At 70.1% G+C, this 19,720-nt stretch carries 18 protein-coding genes; 6 read left to right on the forward strand and 12 right to left on the reverse strand.

Features of this window, described 5'->3' with window-relative positions:
- Window positions 1-182 precede the first annotated feature (182 nt).
- Both AB0L53_RS11310 and AB0L53_RS11315 read left to right on the forward strand, forming a co-directional pair.
- Complete coding sequence (locus AB0L53_RS11310; protein WP_363992817.1) at window positions 183-1,619, forward strand: FAD-binding oxidoreductase; 1,437 nt, start codon at window positions 183-185, stop codon at window positions 1,617-1,619.
- 42 nt (window positions 1,620-1,661) lie between these two features.
- Window positions 1,662-2,291, forward strand: coding sequence for a GNAT family protein (locus tag AB0L53_RS11315; protein WP_363992818.1), 630 nt, complete (start codon window positions 1,662-1,664; stop codon window positions 2,289-2,291).
- Here AB0L53_RS11315 and AB0L53_RS11320 read toward each other — a convergent pair.
- The 3 genes from AB0L53_RS11320 to AB0L53_RS11330 form a co-directional block, all read right to left on the reverse strand.
- The gene (locus tag AB0L53_RS11320; protein WP_363992819.1) at window positions 2,288-3,922 is read right to left on the reverse strand and encodes a hydantoinase B/oxoprolinase family protein; all 1,635 of its coding nucleotides are present in this window, start codon (window positions 3,920-3,922) and stop codon (window positions 2,288-2,290) included. The two genes, AB0L53_RS11315 and AB0L53_RS11320, sit on opposite strands and share 4 nt — an antisense overlap.
- A complete protein-coding gene (locus AB0L53_RS11325; protein ID WP_363992820.1) occupies window positions 3,919-5,967 on the reverse strand; it encodes a hydantoinase/oxoprolinase family protein in 2,049 nt (682 codons plus the stop codon). Before AB0L53_RS11325 ends, AB0L53_RS11320 begins: the two co-directional genes overlap by 4 nt.
- Before the next feature lie 90 nt (window positions 5,968-6,057).
- Window positions 6,058-7,011: an AraC family transcriptional regulator gene (locus tag AB0L53_RS11330; RefSeq protein WP_363992821.1), complete on the reverse strand. Its 954-nt coding sequence runs from the start codon at window positions 7,009-7,011 to the stop codon at window positions 6,058-6,060.
- 90 nt (window positions 7,012-7,101) lie between these two features.
- On the opposite strand from AB0L53_RS11330, the gene AB0L53_RS11335 reads away from it, so the two are divergent.
- Both AB0L53_RS11335 and AB0L53_RS11340 read left to right on the forward strand, forming a co-directional pair.
- Window positions 7,102-8,019: an NADP-dependent oxidoreductase gene (locus AB0L53_RS11335; RefSeq protein WP_363992822.1), complete on the forward strand. Its 918-nt coding sequence runs from the start codon at window positions 7,102-7,104 to the stop codon at window positions 8,017-8,019.
- Complete coding sequence (locus AB0L53_RS11340) at window positions 8,019-8,579, forward strand: NAD(P)H-dependent oxidoreductase (RefSeq protein ID WP_363992823.1); 561 nt, start codon at window positions 8,019-8,021, stop codon at window positions 8,577-8,579. The genes AB0L53_RS11335 and AB0L53_RS11340 overlap by 1 nt, the downstream gene beginning before the upstream one ends.
- A 4-nt stretch (window positions 8,580-8,583) precedes the next feature.
- Here the strand turns inward: AB0L53_RS11340 and AB0L53_RS11345 are convergent, their stop codons facing one another.
- Genes AB0L53_RS11345 through AB0L53_RS11355 form a run of 3 tightly spaced genes read right to left on the reverse strand, consistent with a single transcriptional unit; the run spans window position 8,584 to window position 12,374 of the window.
- Entirely contained in the window at window positions 8,584-10,545 is a 1,962-nt protein-coding gene (locus AB0L53_RS11345) for an acetoacetate--CoA ligase (RefSeq protein WP_363992824.1), read from the reverse strand.
- A gap of 57 nt (window positions 10,546-10,602) precedes the next feature.
- Complete coding sequence (locus tag AB0L53_RS11350) at window positions 10,603-11,460, reverse strand: serine hydrolase (RefSeq protein WP_363992825.1); 858 nt, start codon at window positions 11,458-11,460, stop codon at window positions 10,603-10,605.
- Window positions 11,457-12,374 (reverse strand): LysR family transcriptional regulator, encoded by a 918-nt coding sequence (locus AB0L53_RS11355; protein WP_363992826.1) that lies wholly within the window; start codon window positions 12,372-12,374, stop codon window positions 11,457-11,459. Before AB0L53_RS11355 ends, AB0L53_RS11350 begins: the two co-directional genes overlap by 4 nt.
- A 114-nt stretch (window positions 12,375-12,488) precedes the next feature.
- Here AB0L53_RS11355 and AB0L53_RS11360 point away from each other — a divergent pair, with 114 nt between their 5' ends.
- The gene (locus AB0L53_RS11360) at window positions 12,489-14,045 is read left to right on the forward strand and encodes a penicillin-binding transpeptidase domain-containing protein (RefSeq protein WP_363992827.1); all 1,557 of its coding nucleotides are present in this window, start codon (window positions 12,489-12,491) and stop codon (window positions 14,043-14,045) included.
- An 84-nt stretch (window positions 14,046-14,129) separates the two neighbouring features.
- Here AB0L53_RS11360 and AB0L53_RS11365 read toward each other — a convergent pair whose 3' ends face one another.
- The 5 genes from AB0L53_RS11365 to AB0L53_RS11385 all read right to left on the reverse strand — a co-directional run bounded on the left by AB0L53_RS11365 (window position 14,130) and on the right by AB0L53_RS11385 (window position 17,407).
- Complete coding sequence (locus AB0L53_RS11365; protein WP_357949143.1) at window positions 14,130-14,843, reverse strand: haloacid dehalogenase-like hydrolase; 714 nt, start codon at window positions 14,841-14,843, stop codon at window positions 14,130-14,132.
- Window positions 14,844-14,924: 81 nt separating this feature from the next.
- Window positions 14,925-15,551: an HAD family hydrolase gene (locus tag AB0L53_RS11370; protein ID WP_363992828.1), complete on the reverse strand. Its 627-nt coding sequence runs from the start codon at window positions 15,549-15,551 to the stop codon at window positions 14,925-14,927.
- A gap of 120 nt (window positions 15,552-15,671) precedes the next feature.
- Window positions 15,672-16,121, reverse strand: coding sequence for a DUF2690 domain-containing protein (locus AB0L53_RS11375; protein WP_363992829.1), 450 nt, complete (start codon window positions 16,119-16,121; stop codon window positions 15,672-15,674).
- 97 nt (window positions 16,122-16,218) lie between these two features.
- Window positions 16,219-16,731 carry a hypothetical protein gene (locus tag AB0L53_RS11380; protein WP_363992830.1) on the reverse strand — a complete coding sequence of 171 codons (513 nt, stop codon included), beginning with the start codon at window positions 16,729-16,731 and terminating at the stop codon, window positions 16,219-16,221.
- 31 nt (window positions 16,732-16,762) lie between these two features.
- A complete protein-coding gene (locus AB0L53_RS11385; protein WP_363992831.1) occupies window positions 16,763-17,407 on the reverse strand; it encodes an HAD family phosphatase in 645 nt (214 codons plus the stop codon).
- Between the two features lie 139 nt (window positions 17,408-17,546).
- Here AB0L53_RS11385 and atpB point away from each other — a divergent pair, with 139 nt between their 5' ends.
- Window positions 17,547-18,338, forward strand: a complete 792-nt coding sequence (atpB, locus tag AB0L53_RS11390; RefSeq protein WP_363992832.1) for a F0F1 ATP synthase subunit A — start codon at window positions 17,547-17,549, stop codon at window positions 18,336-18,338.
- Here atpB and nagZ read toward each other — a convergent pair.
- A complete protein-coding gene (nagZ, locus tag AB0L53_RS11395) occupies window positions 18,335-19,624 on the reverse strand; it encodes a beta-N-acetylhexosaminidase (protein WP_363992833.1) in 1,290 nt (429 codons plus the stop codon). The two genes, atpB and nagZ, sit on opposite strands and share 4 nt — an antisense overlap.
- Window positions 19,625-19,720 lie beyond the last annotated feature (96 nt).

Here is a 19,720-nt window from a genome sequence, read left to right on the forward strand (position 1 = left end):
GTTTTTTTTTTATTATCTTCAGACTTTAATACTTTACTTGGCCTCTTTAAACGCCGGCAACCACCCCATCCCCCCCGACCAGTCCCACGGACCGGGCACCTCTAGTTACGACTTTGTGACCAACCTGGCGGCTTCCGGGATCGTCTCACCGATCGGTTCACCACGATCATCAGGAGACGACCATGGACCGCCGCGACTTCCTCCGCGCCGCCACGCTGGCACCGGTACTGGGGCTGGTCTCGGTACCGCCCGCGCTCGCCTCCTCCGCCCCCGACTGGTCGGGGTTACGCCGCCGCCTCACCGGCACGCTGGTCCTGCCGGCCGACGCGGGGTACGGCGCGGCGCGACGGCTGTTCAATCCTGCCTTCGACAACATCAGGCCGGGCGGCGTCGCCTATTGCGCGACTCCCGCGGATGTCTCCGCGTGCCTGTCCTTCGTCCGCGCGAACCGCCTGCCCGTCACCGCCCGCTCGGGCGGCCACTCCTACGCGGGCTGGTCCACCGGCACCGGCCTGGTGATCGACGTCTCCCGGATGAACTCCGTCAGTCACGCCGCCGGCCGCGCCACCGTGGGCGCCGGGGCCAAACTGGTCGACGTCTACGACAAGCTGGGCCGCGCCGGCGTGAGCATCCCCGCCGGTTCGTGCCCCACGGTCGGGGTGAGCGGCCTGGCGCTGGGCGGCGGGATCGGCGTGGTCTCCAGGAAGTACGGCCTGACCTGCGACACGCTCGAGTCCGTACGGATCGTCACGGCCGACGGCCGCCTCCTGACCTGCGACACCAATAACCACCCCGACCTCTACTGGGCGTGCAGGGGCGGTGGCGGCGGGAACTTCGGCGTGGCGGTGTCCTTCACCTTCCGCACGCACAAGACCCGCGACACCACCGTGTTCTTCCTGCACTGGCCGTGGGCCAAGGCCGAGGCGGCGGTCAAGGCCTGGCAGTCCTGGGCGCCCACCGCGCCGGACGAGCTGTGGTCCACGCTGCACCTGACGCGCAACAACGGGCTGGACGTGCAGATCGGCGGAACATACCTGGGCGGGAAGGCGGCGCTCGACCGCCTCCTGGCGCCGCTCGTCGCCCAAATCGGCCGCCCCTCCTCCCGCTACGCCTCCACGACGTCCTACGCGCACGCCATGATGGTCATGGCGGGCTGCTCCTCGCTCTCAGTCGCGCAGTGCCACCTACCTGGCCAGACCGCCGCGGGCCGCCTCAGCAGGGACACCTTCGCCGCCAAGTCGCATTTGGCCTACCAGAAGCTGTCGGCGGCCGGGGTCAAGGCGCTGGTCGCCGGGGTGGCCAGGGCCGGGGAGCACACCGTACAACTGGACGCGCTGGGCGGCGCGGTCGCCCGGGTCCGCCCGGACGCCACCGCCTTCCCGCACCGGGCGGCGCTGTTCGGCGTCCAGTACTACTCGAAGGGCACCGGCCGGGCCTGGCTGCGCGGCATCCACGGCGACATGCGGGCGCATCTGGGCGATCACGCGTACGTGAACTACATCGACCCTGACCTGACCGACTGGCGAACCGCCTACTACGGAGCCAACGCGCCACGCCTGGCCGCCGTGAAGGCCGCCTACGATCCCGGCCGGGTCTTCCACCTGCCCCAAGGTGTCTAAATCGGTCGCCGGACCGGGCTGTGAGCTGGGAAGATCGGTAACATGCGCAACTGGCCGCTCTTCGGGCTCTCTGTGACCACCCCGCGCCTCGAACTCCGCATGCCGTCGCTCGCCGACCTCGACGAGCTCGGTGATCGAGCGGCCGAGGGCGTACACGAGCCGGGCTACATGCCGTTCCTGTTCCCGTGGTCGGACGCCGAGCCGCAGGAGCGCGCCAAGGCCACCGTCCGCTACCACTTCCGCACCTGGGCCGAGTTCACTCGGGAGAAGTGGACGCTGGAGTTCGCGGTGGTCTCGGAGGGCCAGGTGGTCGGCGTGCAGGCACTGATGGCCGCCGACTTCCTGGTCACGCGGGAGGCCGGGACGGGCTCGTGGCTCGGCAAACGCTTCCAGGGCCGGGGCATCGGCAGGGAGATGCGCGCGGCCGTACTCCACCTGGCCTTCGAGGGTTTGGGCGCCGAGTACGCGACGACGGAGGCATTCCACGACAACCACGCCTCACTCGCGGTGACGCGCCGCCTCGGCTACCACGAGGACGGCATCATCCTGCACAACCGCAAGGGCACAGTGGCAACGGGCCGCCGCTTCCGCCTACCCCGGTCCGACTGGAAGCCGATGAACGGCATCGAAATCCACAACCTGGACCCCTGCCTGCCCCTCTTCGGTCTCTAGCAAGGGCCGGTGACCATCCCCTGGGTGAGATCGTCCGCGACGGCCTCGGGAGCGCGCAGGTCCGCCTGCCCGTACCCGCCGCCCCCTCCCGACTCACAGCGCAGCACGTCCCCCGCGCTGACCGGCAGCGCGTTGACCTTGAGCATCTCGCGCTGCCGCGGCGTGCCGGGGTTGAGCGTGACGCGTGGCGGCGTGCCGGCCGCGCCCCCGGCCAGACCCCACGCGGGGGTGACCGAGCGCTCGAACCACAGCGACAGCGAGGTGTCGCCGATGAACTCGTACTCGCGGACCACGCCGTTGCCACCGCGCCACTGTCCCTGGCCGCCGGTGTCGGGGCGGACCTCGTAGCGGGTGACGCGGACCGGGAAGAGCGTTTCGAGCACCTCGATCGGCATGTCGCGCAGCGACCCGTTCACGTTGTTGATCAGGCAGGTCTCGCCGTCGCCGCCCTCCCAGGCGCCCCAGCCACCGACGGTGGCTTCCTGGGAGACGTACAGCTTGCCGGTACGCGGGTCGGTGCCGGTGAACTGGACGATGAGGGAGTCACCGTAGGAGGCCGCGGCGGCTTTGCCGGGCACGACCGGGGCCAGTGCCTTGACGACGAGGTCGATGAGCAGGCCGAGGTGGGAGTAGTAGTACTGGCAGGCGGCGGGCGACTGGGCGGCCAGCATGGAGCCCGGCCTGGTGGCCACGTCGAGGGGGCGGAAAGAGCCGCCGTTGAGCGGCACGTCGGCACTGATGAGCAGCTTGTACGCGACGCGGACGGCGGCGACCGCCTGGGCCGCTCCGCAGTTGACCGGCCCGGTCGCCTGGTCGGCGCAGTCGGTGAGGTCGACGTGGACGCGCTCGCCCTCGACGGTCACGGTGACGTTGACCGGCAGCGGGGTGGCCAGGTCGATGCCGTCGTTGTCGAGGAACCCACCGGCGGTGTAGGTGCCGTCGGGGATGGCGGCGACGGCCTGGCGTTCGAGGCGTTCGGTCTGGGCGAAGATCTCGTCACGGGCGGCCATCACGGTCGCCATGCCCCAGCGCCCGACGATCTCGGCCAAGCGGCGCTGTCCGGTCATCGCGCAGGCGACCTGGGCGCGCATGTCGCCGAGCGTGGCGTGGGGGAAGCGGACGTTCCGGGCAATGACCTCGTGCAGGTCGCGGCAGGGCGCGCCGTTCTCGTAGATCTTCATCGGGCCCATGCGCAGGCCCTCCTGGAAGATCGAGGTGGAGTCCATGGAGCCGCCGGGGTCCTTGGAGCCCATGTCGAGCCAGTGGGCGCGCGAGGCGGCGAACCCCACGAGCTCGCCGCCGACGAAGATCGGGCCGTAGACCGTGACGTCGTTGAGGTGCGTGCCGCCGATGTAGGAGTCGTTGAGCACCCAGACGTCGCCCTCCTGCCAGATCTCACGGCCGAACATCCGCTCGGTCTCGCGGGTGCACACCTCCAGGTTGCCCAGGAAGATCGGCAGGCCGCTCGACTGGCCGAGAACGTTGTGGTCGCGGTCCATGAGCGCGACGGCGCAGTCCTTGGCCTCGTAGATGACCGGCGTGTAGGAGGAGCGGATGAGGGTGGTGTTCATGTCTTCCGCCGCCTGGAGGAGCGCGCAGCGGATGATCTCTGTGGACACGGGGTCGATCATGAGGTCACCTTGATGATCAGGAAGCCGTTGGCGTCGACGGTGGCCAGGCAGCCGGGCGGGATGACGGTGGTAGCCGTCTCCTCCACCACGATGGCGGGCCCCTCGACCTCGCCGTTCAGGGGACCGGGCAGGGCGCTTCTGCGCAGGACGGCGGTGCGGTGCACCTGCCCGTCGAAGATCACGTCGCGTACGGCGGGCGGGTGTGTCTCGCGCACCGGAGCCGCTGTGGCGGCCTTGGGGAAGGTGCCGAACCCGGTGCTGCGCAGCATGACGAACTCGACCGGCGCCTCGGGCGTGGCATGGCCATATCTGCTGGTGTGAGCCTCCGCGTAGCGCCGCGCGATGGCCTGGAGGAAGCCGGGCCGCGCCGGCTCGGTCGCGTCCAGGAGTGGGATCGTGAGCGTGTAGTCCTGCCCCTCGTAACGCATGTCCAGCGCGTGCTCGACCCGCCGCCGATCGAGGGGGACGCCCTGGCTGTCGAGCGCGGCGATGGCGTCGCGTTCGAGCTCGGCCAGCCGCGCCGCCAGGTGCTCGCCGTCGAGGTCGTCCTGCGCGCGGAAGTACGGATGGGTGAGGTCGCGCCGTACGTCGGCCTCCAGCATCCCCCACGCGGAGAAGGCGCCGGGGAAGCGCGGCACGACCACCTCGCCGATGCCGAGTTCACGGGCGATGAAGACGGCGTGCATGGCCCCCGCGCCGCCGAAGGCGACCAGGGCGAACTCGCGCGGCTCCACGCCGTGCTCGACCGTGAGCGTACGGATGGCCTGGGCCATCTTGGCGTTGGCGACGTCGCAGACGCCCTCGGCCAGCTGGAGCGGATCCATGTCGAGGGTCTCGGCGAGCGTGGCGACGGCCGTCCCCGCGGCCTCGACGTCCAGCTCCATCAGACCGCCGGCGAACCAGGCGGGGTCGACGCGGCCCAGCACCACATTGGCGTCGGTCACGGTCGGCCGGTCGCCGCCCCTGCCGTAACAGGCGGGCCCCGGCACGGCCCCCGCCGACTCGGGGCCGACGCGCAGCGCGCCCGCCTCGGCGTAGGCGATGGAGCCGCCGCCCGCGCCGATGGTGTGCAGGTTCACGATCGGCATCAGGACGGGGAAGCCCTCGATGTGCGCCTCGGCGCTGACGTCCGGGCGGCCGTTGACGACGAGGGAGACGTCGAAGGAGGTGCCGCCCATGTCCACACAGATGGCGTTCTCGCGGCCGAGCAGGCGGGCCGCGGCGACCCCGCCCATCGTGCCGCCGACGGGGCCCGACAGCAGGGTCTGCAGGGGCCGCCGCATCGCGAAACCCGCGTTGACCAGGCCGCCGGACGACTGCATCACGTGCACGGGCACGGCCAGGCCGCGCTCGGCGAAGCGCCGCTCGATCCGCGACAGGTAGGTGCGTACGACCGGTCCGGCGTAGGCCTCGAGAACGGCCGAGGAGGTGCGCTCGTACTCACGCCACTCCCTGGCCACCTCATGGCTGAGCACGACCAGGACATCGTCGCCGAGCTCCTGCCGGAGGATCTCGCCCGCGCGGAGCTCGTGGGCCGGGTTGGCGAAGGAGAACAGCAGCGTGACCGCGACTGCGTCGAAGCCCTCGGCCTTCGCGCGGTGGGCGGCCCGCCGTACGGCCTGCTCGTCGAGCGGCTGGAGCTCCGTGCCGCGCCAGTCGAGCCGGCCCGCCGCCTCCATGACGTCGGCACGGGGCACCAGCGGCGTCGGTTTGCGGTAGCGCAGGTCGAACATGCGGTCGCGGTTGCCGCGGGCGATCTGGTAGACGTCGCGCGCGCCGGCGCTGGTCAGCAGCAGGACCTTGGCGCCCTTGCGTTCGAGCAGGGCGTTGAGACCTTGGGTGGTGCCGTGCACGAAGAAGGAGATCCACGAGAAGGAGATCAGGGTCGGGTCGTCGACCACGCGGCCGAGCGCGGCGAAGACGCCCTCGGCGAGATCTCCGGGGGTGGTCGGCGCCTTCGAGGCCAGCACGGCACCGGTCTGCTCGTCGTAGCAGACCACGTCGGTGAAGGTACCGCCGATGTCCATGGCGACACGAAAAGTCATGGCCGCACCGTATGCGGTCCCGGCCGTCCGCAGGTGTGCCGGGTGCACGGCTTTCGCGCCTGCTTCATGCGTGACGCACCCCTTCGGGGGTTAAGGCGCCACCCCGACAGGCGCGGGTGGCGGACAGGCGTGGCGGCGGTATCTGCCGGGCGGCGTGCCGTACTCGCGCTTGAAGGCGTTGGCGAAGGCGAACTCGGAGGTGTAGCCGACGCGCGCGGAGATCTCGCTCAGTGAGTCCTCCGACTCGCGGAGCAGGCGGGCGGCCGTGGCCAGGCGCCACCACGTGACGTAGCTGAGCGGCGGCTGGCCGATCAGGCTGGTGAAGCGGCGGGAGAAGGCCGCGCGGGAGAGCCCGGCCTTGCCGCCGAGCGTCTCGACCGTCCAGGGATGCGCGGGATCGCGGTGGATCGCGTTGAGCGCCACGCTGATCGAGGGGTCGGCCAGGGCGGTGGCCCAGCCGCCGACCTCGCACTGTCCGGGCTCGGTGTCGAGCCAGGCGCGCAGGATGTACAGCAGCAGCATGTCGAGCAGTGAGGTGACGACGGTGTCGGCGCCCAGGCGCGGACTGCCGATCTCGCTGCCCAGCAGGTCGACGGCGGCGCGGAGCTCGGGATGGTGGCCGAGGCGGGCGGGCAGGTGGACCATGTCGGGCAGGTCGCGCAGGACCGGATGGGCCCGGCTGGGGTCGAGCCGGTAGCCGCCGCAGAGCAGGACCGTGGCCGCGCCGGGCCCCTCCATGGAGGCCGAGGCGAACAGGTCCCGCTCCTCCAGCGGGTCGCACTCAGGGTCGGCCAGCGGGGTGGCCGGGCTGTCGGCCATCGCGTAGCCATGACCGTGCGGGAAGAAGACCACGTCGCCGACGCTCAGCTGGACGGGGTCGCCGTCCGGCGGGATGAGCCATGGGGAGCCTTGGATGATCACCTGGAAGCCCGCCGAGCCGGGAGCCGAGGGGAACCACTGGCCCCAGGGGGCGTGCCACTCGACGAGCGCGGATCGGGGCTGTCCGGTGCGCATGATGGCGATCACGTCGCTGAGCACGTCCACGACCGAAGTCTATCTCACGAGACGCTTGCGTATAAAAAGCAGATACACAAGCATTGGCCATCTCGCATCGGCCTCATAGCGTTGTCCCCCATGAGCCCAACCATGAGCGCCGCCCGGATCCACGAGTACGGCGACGCGTCCGTGATCCGCTACGACCGGATCCCCCGGCCGTCGCCCGGCCCCGGGGAGGTGCTGGTCCAGGTGGCCGCCACCTCGTTCAACCCGTCCGAGGTGGGGCTGCGGGCCGGGTACCTACGGGAGCTGCTCCCGGTCACCCTGCCGTACACGCTGGGCCTGGACCTCGCCGGCACGGTCGTCGGGGTCGGCGCGGACGTGGCAGGGCCCGCCGTCGGCGACCGGGTCATCGGCCTCGTGGAGGGGGCGGCGGCCGAGTACACGGTGGCGGCGGCGGGCTCGCTGGTCAGGGCGCCGGAACGGCTCCCGCTGGCGGACGCGGCCGCCATCCCGGTCGCCGGGCTCACCGCCTGGCAGGCGGTCCACGAGCACGCCCGCGTCGAGCCGGGGCAGCGGGTGCTGATCAACGGGGCGGGCGGCGGGGTGGGGCTGTTCGCCGTGCAGCTGGCCAAGCTGGCGGGCGCGACCGTGATCGCGACGGCCGGTCCGCGCAGCGCGGCGGCGGTACGGCGCTACGGCGCCGACGAGGTCGTCGACTACACCACTTTGTCAGCACTTACTTCAACCCCGTTGCCCGGCGGCATGGACGTGGTGCTCAACCTGGCGGCCATCGGCCCGGAGCAGGCGGCGGCGCTGGCCACGCTGGGCGAGGTGATCGTCACCATCGCCACCCCGATCGACGCGCCCCGAGCCACCCACTTCGTGGCCCGCAACGACCCGGCGCACCTGGCCCGGCTGGTGGCGCTGATCGACAAAGGCGAGCTCGTGGTGGAGATCGCCGAGACATACCCACTGACCGGCCTCGACGAGGTTCATCGCCGAGCCGAGGCCGGTCAGACACGCGGAAAAATCATCATTCAAGGGGATAAATAATGATCAAGATTGGCATCATCGTGGGCAGCACCCGGCCGGGCCGCAACGGGGACACCGTGGCCGAGTGGGTGCGCGACCTGGCCGTCAAGCGCGGCGACGCCGAGTTCGAGGTGGTGGACCTGCGGGATTTCGACCTGCCGCACCTGGACGAGGCCTTCCCGGCGGCCTATGGCCAGTATGAGCACCCCCACACCCGCGCCTGGTCGGAGCGCATCGCCTCGTTCGACGGCTTCGTGTTCGTGACCCCGGAGTACAACAGCTCCACCTCGGGCGTGCTGAAGAACGCGATCGACTTCCTCTACGCCGAGTGGGCGGACAAGGCGGCCGGGTTCGTCAGCTACGGCGTCGACGGCGGCGCCCGCGCGGCCGAACACCTCAGGCAGGTGCTCGGCCGGGTCAAGGTCGCCGACGTACCGGCTCAGGTCACGCTCTCGCTCCATACGGACTTCGAGGCGTTCACCGACTTCAAGCCCGCCGCGCACCGGGAGGAGACGGTCACCACGATGCTGGACCAGATCGTCTCCTGGGCCACGGCGCTGCGCCCGCTCAGGGCGGCCTGAAGCCTTAAGGCTTGAAGTGCCGCAGCACCTCCGGGTTGGCCATGGCGTCGGGGTTGGCCGCCTGCTCGACCGGGGTGCCGAGGAGGATCTTGCGTACCGGCACCTCTAGCTTCTTGCCCGACAGGGTGCGCGGGATGCCGGGCACCGCGTGGATCTCGTTGGGCACGTGCCGGGGCGACAGTTCCTGCCGCAGGGCCGTACGCAGGGCCTCGACCAGCGAGTCCGACAGCGTGACGCCCTCGGCCAGCGTGAGGTAGAGCAGCAGCCGCCCCTCCTGCCCGAGCTGGCCGGTGTCGATCACGAGGCTGTCGACGATCTCGTCGAACCGCTCGACGACCCGGTAGAACTCGCTGGTGCCCATCCGGACGCCGCCCCGATTCAGCGTCGAGTCGGAGCGGCCGTAGATCACGCAGCTGCCGTCCTCGTTCAGCTTGATCCAGTCACCGTGCCGCCACACGCCCGGGTAGACGTCGAAATAGCTCTCGCGATAGCGGTCACCGTCGGGGTCGTTCCAGAACATGACCGGCATCGACGGCATCGGCTGCGTGAGCACGAGCTCGCCCACCTCCCCCACGACCGGCTCGCCCAGGGGGTTGAACGACTCCACCCGCGCCCCCAGCGACCGGCAGGGGATGATGCCCGCCCGGATCGGATGCAGCACGGTCGCGCCGACGAACCCGGTGCACACGTCGGTGCCGCCAGAGAACGACCCGAGCGGTATCCCCGGCAGTTCCTCGGCCACCCACGCGAACCCCTCAGGCGGCAGCGGCGACCCGGTCGAGCCGATGCCGCGCAGCGCCTCCAGCCCCTCGGGCGCGATCCCGGCCTTCAGCGAGGCCATGATGTACGGCGCGCCGACCCCGAAGTAGGTCACCCCTTCCGAGGCGGCGATCCGCCACAGCACCGCGGCGGAGGGGTAGGCGGCCGAGCCGTCGTACAGCACCGGGGTGGCACCCACCAGCAGGCCGCCGATGAGGTAGTTCCACATCATCCAGCCCGTGGTGGTGTACCAGAAGAACACGTCCCCCTCGCCGAGATCCTGGTGGAAGGAGAGCGACTTGAGGTGTTCGAGGATCACTCCCCCGTGCCCGTGCACGATGGGCTTGGGCAGCCCGGTCGTACCGCTGGAGTAGAGGATCCACAGCGGGTGGCCGAACGGCACCCGCTCGAACTCCAGCGGCCCCTCCTCCGCGCGCAGCCCTTCCCAGCCGATCACCTCGCCGTCCGGCACGGAGTCGGTGTGCGCGGCGCCGGGCTCGGCCTGCTGCGGCGGCTGCCCCTCCTCGGCCGCGGAAAGGTACGGGATCCAGACGGTCGCGCGGAGCGTGGGCAGCTCGGCGGCGATCTCGTTGACGGCCGCCGAGCGGTCGTAGCTCTTGCCGTTGTAGTGGTAGCCGTCGACCGCGATCAGCACCTTGGGCTCGATCTGCTTGAACCGGTCGACGATGCTCGGCACGCCGAAGTCCGGGGAGCCGGCCGACCAGATCGCGCCCAGGGACGCGGTGGCCAGGAAGGCGATCAGGGCCTGCGGGATGTTGGGCAGGTAGCCGGCCACCCGGTCGCCGCGCCCGACGCCGATGCGGATCAGGCCCGCCCGGACCCGGGCGACCTCCTCGCGCAGCTCGGCGTAGGTCAGCTCCTGGCGGGCGCCGTCCTCCGAGACGAAGACGATCGCGGTGCCGTCACGTTCGCGCAGCGCGTTCTCGGCGTAATTGACGGAGCTCCCGGTGAACCATTCGGCGCCCGGCATCGTCCCAGTCAAGACGGGCCCGTCACCACGTTCGCCGATGACCTCGAAGTAGTCCCAGATCGACGTCCAGAACTCCGCCGGACTGTCGACCGACCAGCGCCACACCTCCTCATAGTCCGACCCTGCCCGGCCCAGCCACTCCAGATAGTGAGTCAGCCTGGCGCGCGCGATGATGTCTTCGGTCGGTTCCCAGAGAAGTGTGCCTTCAGCAACCATGTGCCCATCCTGTCGGCCGGTAGGGGCAATGTCATACCCGAACCGCCACATAACTTGCTACCGACGTAGGTGGTCCACCGCCATACGCGCGGCCGTGCCGATCACCGCGTCGGCGCGTGGCTGGTTGAGCGCGGTGCTGACCGAGCGGGTGAACACCGCCACCGCGTACTGGCCGCCGTCGGGATATTCGATCACGCCCGCCTCGTTGCGGAGTGTCGGGAGCGTCCCGGTCTTCCCGCTGACCTCCACGTCGTCGTACGGGAAGCCGGAAGCCAGCCGGTGCGGCCAGACCTGCAGATTCAGGACGTTGCGCATCCAGGCGCACGATTCCGCCGAGGCCGCCTGATCACGCCAGATCAGCCCGAACAGCGTGGTCGTCTCGCGCGGCGTGGCGCTGTTGGCGCGCGGGGGGTCGAGCACCCGCAGCCGCGCGATGTCCTCCGGTTCGAGGTACGGCCAGCCGTGCCCAGCGTCCTCGGCCATGCTCTCGTAGATGTCCCGGCAGCTCTGCCGCACCCGCGTCTCGCGCAGCCCGAACCCGTCGAGCATCGCGTTGATCTCCTCGCGCCCGACCCTGGCCAGCAGCGCGTCGGCGGCGGTGTTGTCGCTCAGCGTGATCATCAGGTGGCCCAGGTCGCGCAGGGAGATCGTGACGTCGTCGAGCATCGCGCACAGGCCGGTGGGCCCGGTCACCCGATCGGCGGCCCCCACGGTCACCCGGCTCGCCGGATCGAGCAGCCCGGCGTCGGCCTGGCGGCAGAACTCCACCATCAGCGGCACCTTGAACATCGAGGCGGTCGGCAGCGGCACGTCGGAGCCGAGCCCGATCTCCCGGCCCGAGCGCAGGTCGGTCGCGTGCAGCCACCCGGTCACGCCCGCCGCGCCGAACAGCGCGGCCAGATCCGGCTCGTTCATGCCAGCATCCCGGGTCTGCGGCTGATGTGCCGCACGGGCGCCGCGGCCTCGTCCGTCATCCCGGCGCTCTCTTTCAGCGTTCGTACGGCCACCGCCGAGAAGCCGGCGACCGCGTCCGTCTCCACTCGCCAGGCCGTGGAGACCCGGGAACTGATCGGCGAGCCTAGCAGCGGACGCCAGACGATCCCAGGGTGGTCCATCCTGGTCCCGAACGCCACCGCCGCCCCGGCGAGCACCAGGCCGAGCCCGGCGCCCTGATGCACCTGGGCGGGCACGTAGCCGTGGCGGCGGCACTCCGCCAGCGTCACGGCGTGCAGCCCCGGCTCCCCCTCCTTGGGCGGCATCAGCAGCTCGCGGCCCGCCAGGTCGGCCAGGTGCACCTCCCCGGCCACGGCCAGAGGGTCCCCCTCGGCCAGCAGCACGCCCTGCGGCTGCACCAGCACCTGCCCGAACCGCAGTCCCGGCGCGTTGATCGGGTGGCGCACGATGCCGACGTCGATGGCGCCTTCGGTCAGCGCGGCCACCTGATCGGCCGTCCAGATCTCCGCCGGCGTGAGACGTACGTCCGGATTGCTCGCGCGGAAGCCCTCGACCAGGGCGGCGATCACCGCGGCGGCCAGGTCGGGCGGGACGCCGAGCTTGAGCGCCCGGCCCCCGCCGTGGCGGACGAGCTCGCGCAGCCGGTCGGCCCTGGTCACGATCTCGCGGGCCTCGCCGACCAGCAGGCGGCCCGCCTCGGTCAGCCGGACCTGGCGGGCGGAGCGGTCGAAGAGCCGCACGCCGAGCTCCTCCTCCAGGCGCTTGATCCGCTGGCTGAGCGGCGGCTGGGCCATGCCGAGCCGGATCGCGGCATTGCCGAAGTGGAGTTCCTCCGCCACCACGGTGAAGTAGCGCAAATGCCGGACAAGGTCCATGACCAGCAACTATATCCGCATTTATATGTATGAAGCGCTCATATCGGTATTGGACACCACGCGGCAGCCTCTGGTGTGCTCGGCCGCATGGGGTCACAAAGGGGGACAATCTTCATGAATCTTCAGCCAGAATCGCCGCCCAGGCGAAAACGCCGCTGGCCGTGGGTCACCGCCGCCGCACTGGTCCCCGCCGTGGCGGCGGCCGGCACGATCTGGCTGCTGCGCACGCAGGGCACCCCGGAGGAGACGGCGGATTCGTACCTGTCCGCCTGGTCCGTCCAGAATTATGCGCGGATGCGGGAACTCGTCGCCGACCCGCCCGCCGACTTCGAGCGCTGGCACCAGCGCTTCCGTACCGACCTCAAGCTCACCGGCGCGACCTTCAAGCGCGACGCGGGCGGCTCGGACGGTGTGATCGCCTTCCACGCCGGGCTCACCGGCCCGAAGAGCTGGACGTACGACGGCAAGCTCAAGCTCGTCGAACGCGGCGGCGAGTGGAAGGTCGACTGGACCCCCGCCGCCATCAACCCCTCGCTCAAGCAGGGCAGGTCCCTGCGGCTGGTCACGGAGAAGGCCGCGACGGTCCCGGTGCTGGCGGCCGATGGCAGCCGCGTCGACACCCCGGACGCGCCCGGCTCGGTGCTGCAACTCGTCGAAGGGCTCAAGCAGACCTACCCGGACCGGCTCGCCGACGGGCAGTCCCGCAGGATCGACCTCTACCAGGGCGAGCGGTTCCTCCAGACCATGGCCAAGCCGGCGGAGCGGACGCCGTTCCACACCACGATCGACCTCAAGGTGCACCGGGCGGGCGCCGCCGCGCTCGACGGCGTGCGTAAGCCGGCCTCGCTGGTCGCCGTCCGGCCGTCGACCGGCGAGATCCTGTCGGTGGTCAACAAGCCGGGCGGGTTCAACCGGGCGCTGCTCGGCAAGTACCCGCCCGGCTCGACGTTCAAGGTCGTGACGGCCTCCGCGCTGGTCGCGGATGGGGCAGCGGCGGACGAGCAGGTCGAATGCCCGGCCGAGCAGAACATCGGCGGCTTCCCCTTCCACAACGCGGGCTTCCACGACTACGGCAGACTCTCCTTCCGCGACGCCTTCGCTCACTCCTGCAACACCACGTTCGGCGCCATGGGGGTGGCCGAGCTCGGGGACGGCCGGCTGGCCGAGGTGGCCGGCGCGTTCGGCTTCGGCTCCGCGATCACGCCGGGCGTGCCGGCGGTGAAGGCCGAGTTCCCGGCGCCGAAGGACGACACCGACCTGGCCTCCGCCTCGATCGGGCAGGGCAGGGTGCTGGCCAGCCCGCTCAACATGGCCTCGGTGGCCGCCGCCATCGCCGACGGCTCCTGGCGCCCGCCCCGGCTGGTCGCCCAGGACCTGGTGCCGGACCGCACTCTCAAGCCGCGCCCCCTGGAGGACGGCGTGGTGCGGGCCCTGCGCGAGCTCATGCCCGCCGTCGTCACGGACGGAACCGCCCAGGCGGTGCGGTTCCCCTCCGGTACGGCCGGCAAGACCGGGACGGCGGAGTACGGCTCGGGCAAGGAGCCGCCGGCGCACTCCTGGTTCATCGGCTACCGGGGGGACCTGGCGTTCGCGGTGATCGTGGAGGGCGGCGGCGCGGGCTCCGCGGTGGCGGCCCCGATCGCGGCCCGCTTCCTCAGCGCGCTGAGCTGATGCGCAACCTGGCTGATGCGCAACCTGGCTGACGTGCGGCCTGGCTGACGTGCGGCCTGGCTGACGTGCGGCCTGGTAGTCAGGTCAGGGGCTGACCGGTCTGCGGTCGACCGGCGTGGTGAGGCCCGCGACCGCGGCCACCACCTCCGAGGCGTTGGACAGGTCGGGCAGCACGAGGTCGGCCCCGGCCTCGCGCAACTCGCTCGCCATCGACCGGCCCGAGGCCACCCCGATCATCGCCGCCCCGCCGATCTTGGCGGCCTGCACGTCACGCGTCGAGTCGCCGATCACCACGGTGTTGGCCGCGGTGAACGGCATGCCGAAGCGTGCCTTGGCCCGCCCCTGGGCGACCTGGAGCAGCGTCGCCTTGGGATAGACCTCCTCGCCGTAGCCACCGAGCTCGAAGTCGACGTACTTGTCCAGCCCGAACGCCTTGAGCTTGTGCACGGCGTTGCTCTTGATCGTGCCGGTGAGCACCGACTGGACCACGCCGTCGAGCCCGGCGACGGCCTTGAGCGCCTCCTTGGCCCCCGCCATCACGTGGCCCTCGGTGGCCAGCCGCTTGCGCCGGTCGGCGAAGGCCATCGCCAGCGCGGACAGGAATCTCGGCAGGGTGTCGTCCTCGGTGACGATGCCGTTGACCGCGAGGGTCTCGAAGACGATCTCGGAGTCGGGCCGGCCGCGCGCCGGCGCCAGCTTGAGCAGCGGACGCCCCGTCACGGCGCGGAACGCCTCGGCGTAGGCGTCCCTGGTCACGATCGCGACGTCGACCAAGGTGAGGTCGATGTTCCAGAGCACAAGGCGTTTGATGGCGACCTCCTGTGGGGGATCCAGCCAGGGTACGGCTATCTGCCCGCCTGGGGCTGCCTGCTGGGGGATTCAGGCATAGGTGAGGGCTTGCTCGAGGGTGTCGACGACCGGCAGCCCGGTGGCCTCCAGCTCGGCGCGCGTCGTCATGCCACCGGTGTAGAGGACGGCCCTGGCACCCACGTGCTTCGCGGCGAGCCCGTCGTCGACGCTGTCGCCGATCACCAGGATCTCGCGGGCCTCGACCTCGATGGCCTCGATGTGCGCGGTCAGGTGCGCGGCCTTCTCGCCCCCGGTCAGCCCCACCAGGCCGTCGACCCTGGTGAAGTGCCGGGTGATGCCGAAGGACTCGATCAGCGGCACCAGGTGGGTGTGCGGGGCCATCGAGCAGAGCGACTGGGTGCCCGTCCAGCTGGTGAGCGACAGCTCGGCGTCGGCGGCCAGCCCGCAGGCGACGCTGAGGCGGAAATAGTGCTCGTGGAAGCCGTTGTCGAGCAGCTCCCACTCGCCCTCGTTGAGCGGGCGGCCGAGCAGCCGCTCGTAGGCGACCCAGATGGGCCGGGTGTAGACCGCGCGGAAGTCGTCAGCGGTCAGCGGCGGCAACTCGTACGACCGGAAGACCTCGTTGGTGGCCCCGACCACGGCGTCGATGTCGTGGAACAGCGTGCCGTTCCAGTCCCAGATGATGTGCTTTGTCATGTCACGATCAGTTTAACCGGCGGGTGTGACATCCCGGTGAAGGCTGGACAGCGAGGCCGCGGCCGGTCGGCCGCGGCTTCACCCGTGACTGCGGGGCAGGCCCGCGTTACAGACGCGTGGCTACCCGCATGCCTTGGTGGTGCTGCCGGAGCCGTTCTGGCCACCTTGACCGCTGCCGAACACGACGCCGGCACTGCCCCAGGCGCACATGTTGTTGCCGTACATCATGTTGCCCCAGTGACGGCCGCCGTTGCCCTGCTTGAAGGAGAACCGGTCGGACCCCTTGTCGGTGTAGACGTTGATGACGCCGTGCGCGGACGAGGCCGTCTTGATCTCGACCCAGTTGGTCTTGCACTTGCCCGACCACCACAGCTGGATCGTGCCGACCGTGTCGACGCGGCTCTTGAGCGGGGCGGTCCGCACCACCTTGGCCGCGTTGCCGCAACCGGTCTTGTAGGGGTCCTTGTGATCGTAGTAATGCCTGCCGGCCGCCTGCGCGCTCGCGGGAGCGACCGTGAGGAGGGCCGCCGCCACCGCGCCGACCGCGATGGCCGTCACTCGAAACTTCACTGGAACCGACTCCTTGAGTCCGGGATGGGGATCCGTCTGGACCTTAGCGAGAAGTTTCAAGAAATGGTCAAGGCACTGTGAGCTATTTAACGTATACCTAACGTGTCTGAAGCAGATCGGGGATCTCCTGCGTGGCGAACCACATGAGCTCGTGCGCCTCGGCGCCGTCCACGGTGAAGCGGGCGTCGTCGTCGCCTTCGTCGGCGGCGGGGAGGGCGGCGACCGCGGCCTGGATGTCCGGGATCGCGTAGAGGTCGTCGACGTGGACCGCGGCCACCTTGCCCAGCGGAACCGGCGCCGTCACGCGTACTCGGGCCCGTTCTTCCAGGTCGGAGCCGATCGAGAGCGTGCCGTCGGGCACCTCGGCGACGACGACCACCCGACGGGAAGCCGCCTCGACGCCGTCGGCGCGGTCGGCGGCCAGCCGGCGCAGCGAGGCGCGGGCGGCCTCGGTGAGGGCCACGTATTCGAGCTCCTCGGTGTCACCCGAGGCATACCACTCGGTCAGCGCGGGGGTCACCGCGTAGCCGGTCAGCGGGGCCGGGCCTAGCTCCCCCTCCTCGACCGCTCGGGCCAGCGCGGGGAGCGTGCACGGCAAATAGACGCGCATCACGAACCTTTCACAGCGTGCAAGGGCTCTATCATGCCCGTCGCAACGGAAGTTGGAGCAGAGTCTCGAGTTCCGCGATGGTGGAATCGGCGTCGCGGTGGTGGATGCCCGCCATGCCGAGGCCCCGAGCGGCCAGGATGTTGATCTCGATGTCGTCGATGAACACGCACGCCTCGCCGGGCAGCCCGACCCGGCCGAGCGCGTGTTCGAAGATGCGCGGCTCGGGCTTGCGCATGCCGACCTCTCCGGAGATCACGACCGCGTCGAAGAGCTCGTCCCAGCCGTCCCGGGGATAGACGTTGGACCAGGAGTTGGACAGCAGGCACGTCTTGACGCCGTTGCGCTTGACGTCGTGCAGCATGTCGTACATCACCTCGACCCGCTCGAAGCCCGCGAACATCCGCTCCAGCAGCCCCTCGGCCTCGGGCGAGACCCCGTCGACGGTCAGCAGCCGGGCGGCCAGGTCGCGCTCGAACGCGGCCCCGTCGATCTCCCCGCGCTCCAGCGCGTTCACGACGCTCTCCTGCTCGCCGCCGTAAGCCTGGTCGATCAGCTCGCGCATGACGGCTCGGTAGTGACGGTCGTCGATGCGGTCCGCCTCGATCCACTTGCCGATGGAGACGGAGAGACTGGTGGTGAGCACGCCACCCCAGTCGATCAGCACCCCTGTGATCAAGGCTCCTCCTTGGAATCCCGTTCTAGGGTAGTTGAGCGTCGCACATCACCCGCAGACCCACACAAACCCCGGATAAAAGACGGCCAAATTCCCTGGCTATGGTGAGGTTCCATTGAGCTGACCCCATGGAAGGACCGCCGTGCGGACGACGATCCTGATCACCTCGGATGAGTTCAAAGCTCCTGGTACGGAGCTGTTCGACTTCGACCCGATACTCCCCGGCGGGCCGGAATGGCTGACCAAACCCACACTGCTCGCCCTGCTCTCCTCGATCATCGTCATCGCCCTGTGCTGGGGCGCCTTCGCCAAGCCGAAACTGGTCCCCCGAGGCTGGCAGAACCTCGGCGAGTACGCCTACGTGTTCGTCCGCGAACAGGTGGCCAAGCCCAATCTCGGCAAGGACGCCGACCGGTGGATGGGCCTGCTCCTCACGATCTTCCTGACCGTGCTGGTCTGGAATCTGATGGGCGTCGTCCCGTTCATCCAGTTCCCGGTCGCCGCGCACATCGACTTCCCCCTCGGGCTGGCGATCAGCGTGTACGTCGTCAAGGTCTACCTCGGCGTCAAGCACCACGGCGTGCGCGGCTACCTGAAGGGCGTGGTGTACCTGGAGGGCTTACCCGGCTGGGCCTACGGCATCTACGCCCCGCTGATCCTCGCCGAGACCTTCATCAACTCGCTGTTCACACACTTCATCCGGCTGTTCGCGAACATGTTCGCCGGCCATCTCCTGCTGGCCTTCTTCAGCTCGGTCGGCTTCTGGTTCCTGTTCGAGCGGCTCACCGTGCTCGGCGCGGGCATCGGCGTCCTCGGCGTGGCGATGACGATACTGATGACCGCGTTCGAGATGTTCATCCAGTTCCTGCAGGCGTTCCTGTTCGCCCTGCTCGCCGCGATGTTCATCGCCAGCGGGCTGAAGGGCTCGCACTAACGCGCGGCGCGGGCGGCCACCTTGCGGTGCTCCGTGCTGCGGAGCACCTTGGCCGCCTGCGCGGCCGACGCCACGGGCGCCTTGGGCAGCAGTCCGCGGGCCTGCTTGAGCTTGAGCAGCCGCGTCACCGACTGGTCGAGCCGCTCCTGCGAGATCTTGCCCGACTTCACCGCCGCCAGCACCGCGTTGTAGGCCACGGGCAGGTTGTTCGGCATGAGCAGCAGGTCGGCACCCGCCTGGATGGCCCGTACGGGGATCTCGGCGTCGCTGTACTTCTTGCGCACCCCGTCCATGTTGAGCGCGTCCGTGGAGATCACGCCCTGGAAGCCGAGCTTGTTACGGAGCAGTCCGGTCAGGATGGGCTTGGACAGCGTCGCGGGGTCGCGTGACGGGTCGAGCTTGGGGAAGACGATGTGCGCGCTCATCACGGCGTCGACACCGGCGGCGATCGCGGCCTTGAACGGCGGCGCGTCGATCCGCTCCCACTGCTCCTTCGTGTGCTTGATCACCGGCAGCCCGGTGTGGCTGTCGATGTTGGTGTCGCCGTGGCCGGGGAAGTGCTTGGCGGTGGCGGCGACCTTGGCGTCGTTGAAGCCCTTCACCGACGCGGCCACCATCTTGGCCACCTCACCGGGCTGGTCGCCGAAGGCGCGCTTGCCGATGACCGGGTTTCTCGGGTCGATGTTCACGTCGGCGACCGGGGCGAAGTCCAGGTTGACGCCGACCGCGCGCAGCTCCTCGCCGGTGGCCTTGGCCACGGACCGGGCGATCGCGGTGTCCTTGGTCGAGCCTATGACCGAGGCGCCGGGGAAGTCGGTCATCAGCGCGCCCATCCTGGAGACCAGGCCGTTCTCCTGGTCGGTGCCGATCAGGAGTGGCACGTCCTTCGACGCCTGCTGCAGCCCGTTGGTCAGGTCGACGACCTGGCCGACACTCTGGATGTTCGCCGGGAACAGGATCACGCCGCCGAGGTGGTATTTGGCGACCACCTTGGCCGGGGTCTGCGCGCCGTACCTCGCCTGGTTCTCGCCCGACACGCTGCCGGGGCCCGTGCCGTACAGGACGGGCATGAACAGCTGGCCGACCTTCTCCTCCACGCTCATCTTCGACAGGACGCCCGGCAACCCGCTGCCCTGGCCGGCCGACGACGAGCTCTGCTGAACCGTGGACGGAGGCGCCACCTCCGGCCGGGTCGCCGGAGCCGCACCCACCGGGCCGCCACCACCCCCGGCGCATGCCGCGAGAGCCATCACGAGGAGCCCAGCCGTGCCTGTCCGTCGAAACATGCTCTCAAAGGTATCCATGCCGCGGGACCCCTGAGCCACACAGCCGACAAATGCCCTCTTCCTCCCGGTCCTGTCGGAGCCCCAGCCCTCCCGGTC

Origin of the sequence: Nonomuraea sp. NPDC052129, assembly GCF_040680095.1 — a bacterium.
GTDB lineage: Bacteria > Actinomycetota > Actinomycetes > Streptosporangiales > Streptosporangiaceae > Nonomuraea.

Coding starts and splice junctions, on each gene's coding strand:
- AB0L53_RS11310 (WP_363992817.1), top strand. CDS start 183: ATGGACCGCCGCGACTTCCTCCGCGCCGCCACGCTGGCACCGGTACTG.
- AB0L53_RS11315 (WP_363992818.1), top strand. CDS start 1,662: ATGCGCAACTGGCCGCTCTTCGGGCTCTCTGTGACCACCCCGCGCCTC.
- AB0L53_RS11320 (WP_363992819.1), bottom strand. CDS start 3,922: ATGATCGACCCCGTGTCCACAGAGATCATCCGCTGCGCGCTCCTCCAG.
- AB0L53_RS11325 (WP_363992820.1), bottom strand. CDS start 5,967: ATGACTTTTCGTGTCGCCATGGACATCGGCGGTACCTTCACCGACGTG.
- AB0L53_RS11335 (WP_363992822.1), top strand. CDS start 7,102: ATGAGCCCAACCATGAGCGCCGCCCGGATCCACGAGTACGGCGACGCG.
- AB0L53_RS11340 (WP_363992823.1), top strand. CDS start 8,019: ATGATCAAGATTGGCATCATCGTGGGCAGCACCCGGCCGGGCCGCAAC.
- AB0L53_RS11345 (WP_363992824.1), bottom strand. CDS start 10,545: ATGGTTGCTGAAGGCACACTTCTCTGGGAACCGACCGAAGACATCATC.
- AB0L53_RS11350 (WP_363992825.1), bottom strand. CDS start 11,460: ATGAACGAGCCGGATCTGGCCGCGCTGTTCGGCGCGGCGGGCGTGACC.
- AB0L53_RS11355 (WP_363992826.1), bottom strand. CDS start 12,374: ATGGACCTTGTCCGGCATTTGCGCTACTTCACCGTGGTGGCGGAGGAA.
- AB0L53_RS11360 (WP_363992827.1), top strand. CDS start 12,489: ATGAATCTTCAGCCAGAATCGCCGCCCAGGCGAAAACGCCGCTGGCCG.
- AB0L53_RS11370 (WP_363992828.1), bottom strand. CDS start 15,551: ATGACAAAGCACATCATCTGGGACTGGAACGGCACGCTGTTCCACGAC.
- AB0L53_RS11380 (WP_363992830.1), bottom strand. CDS start 16,731: ATGCGCGTCTATTTGCCGTGCACGCTCCCCGCGCTGGCCCGAGCGGTC.
- nagZ (WP_363992833.1), bottom strand. CDS start 19,624: ATGTTTCGACGGACAGGCACGGCTGGGCTCCTCGTGATGGCTCTCGCG.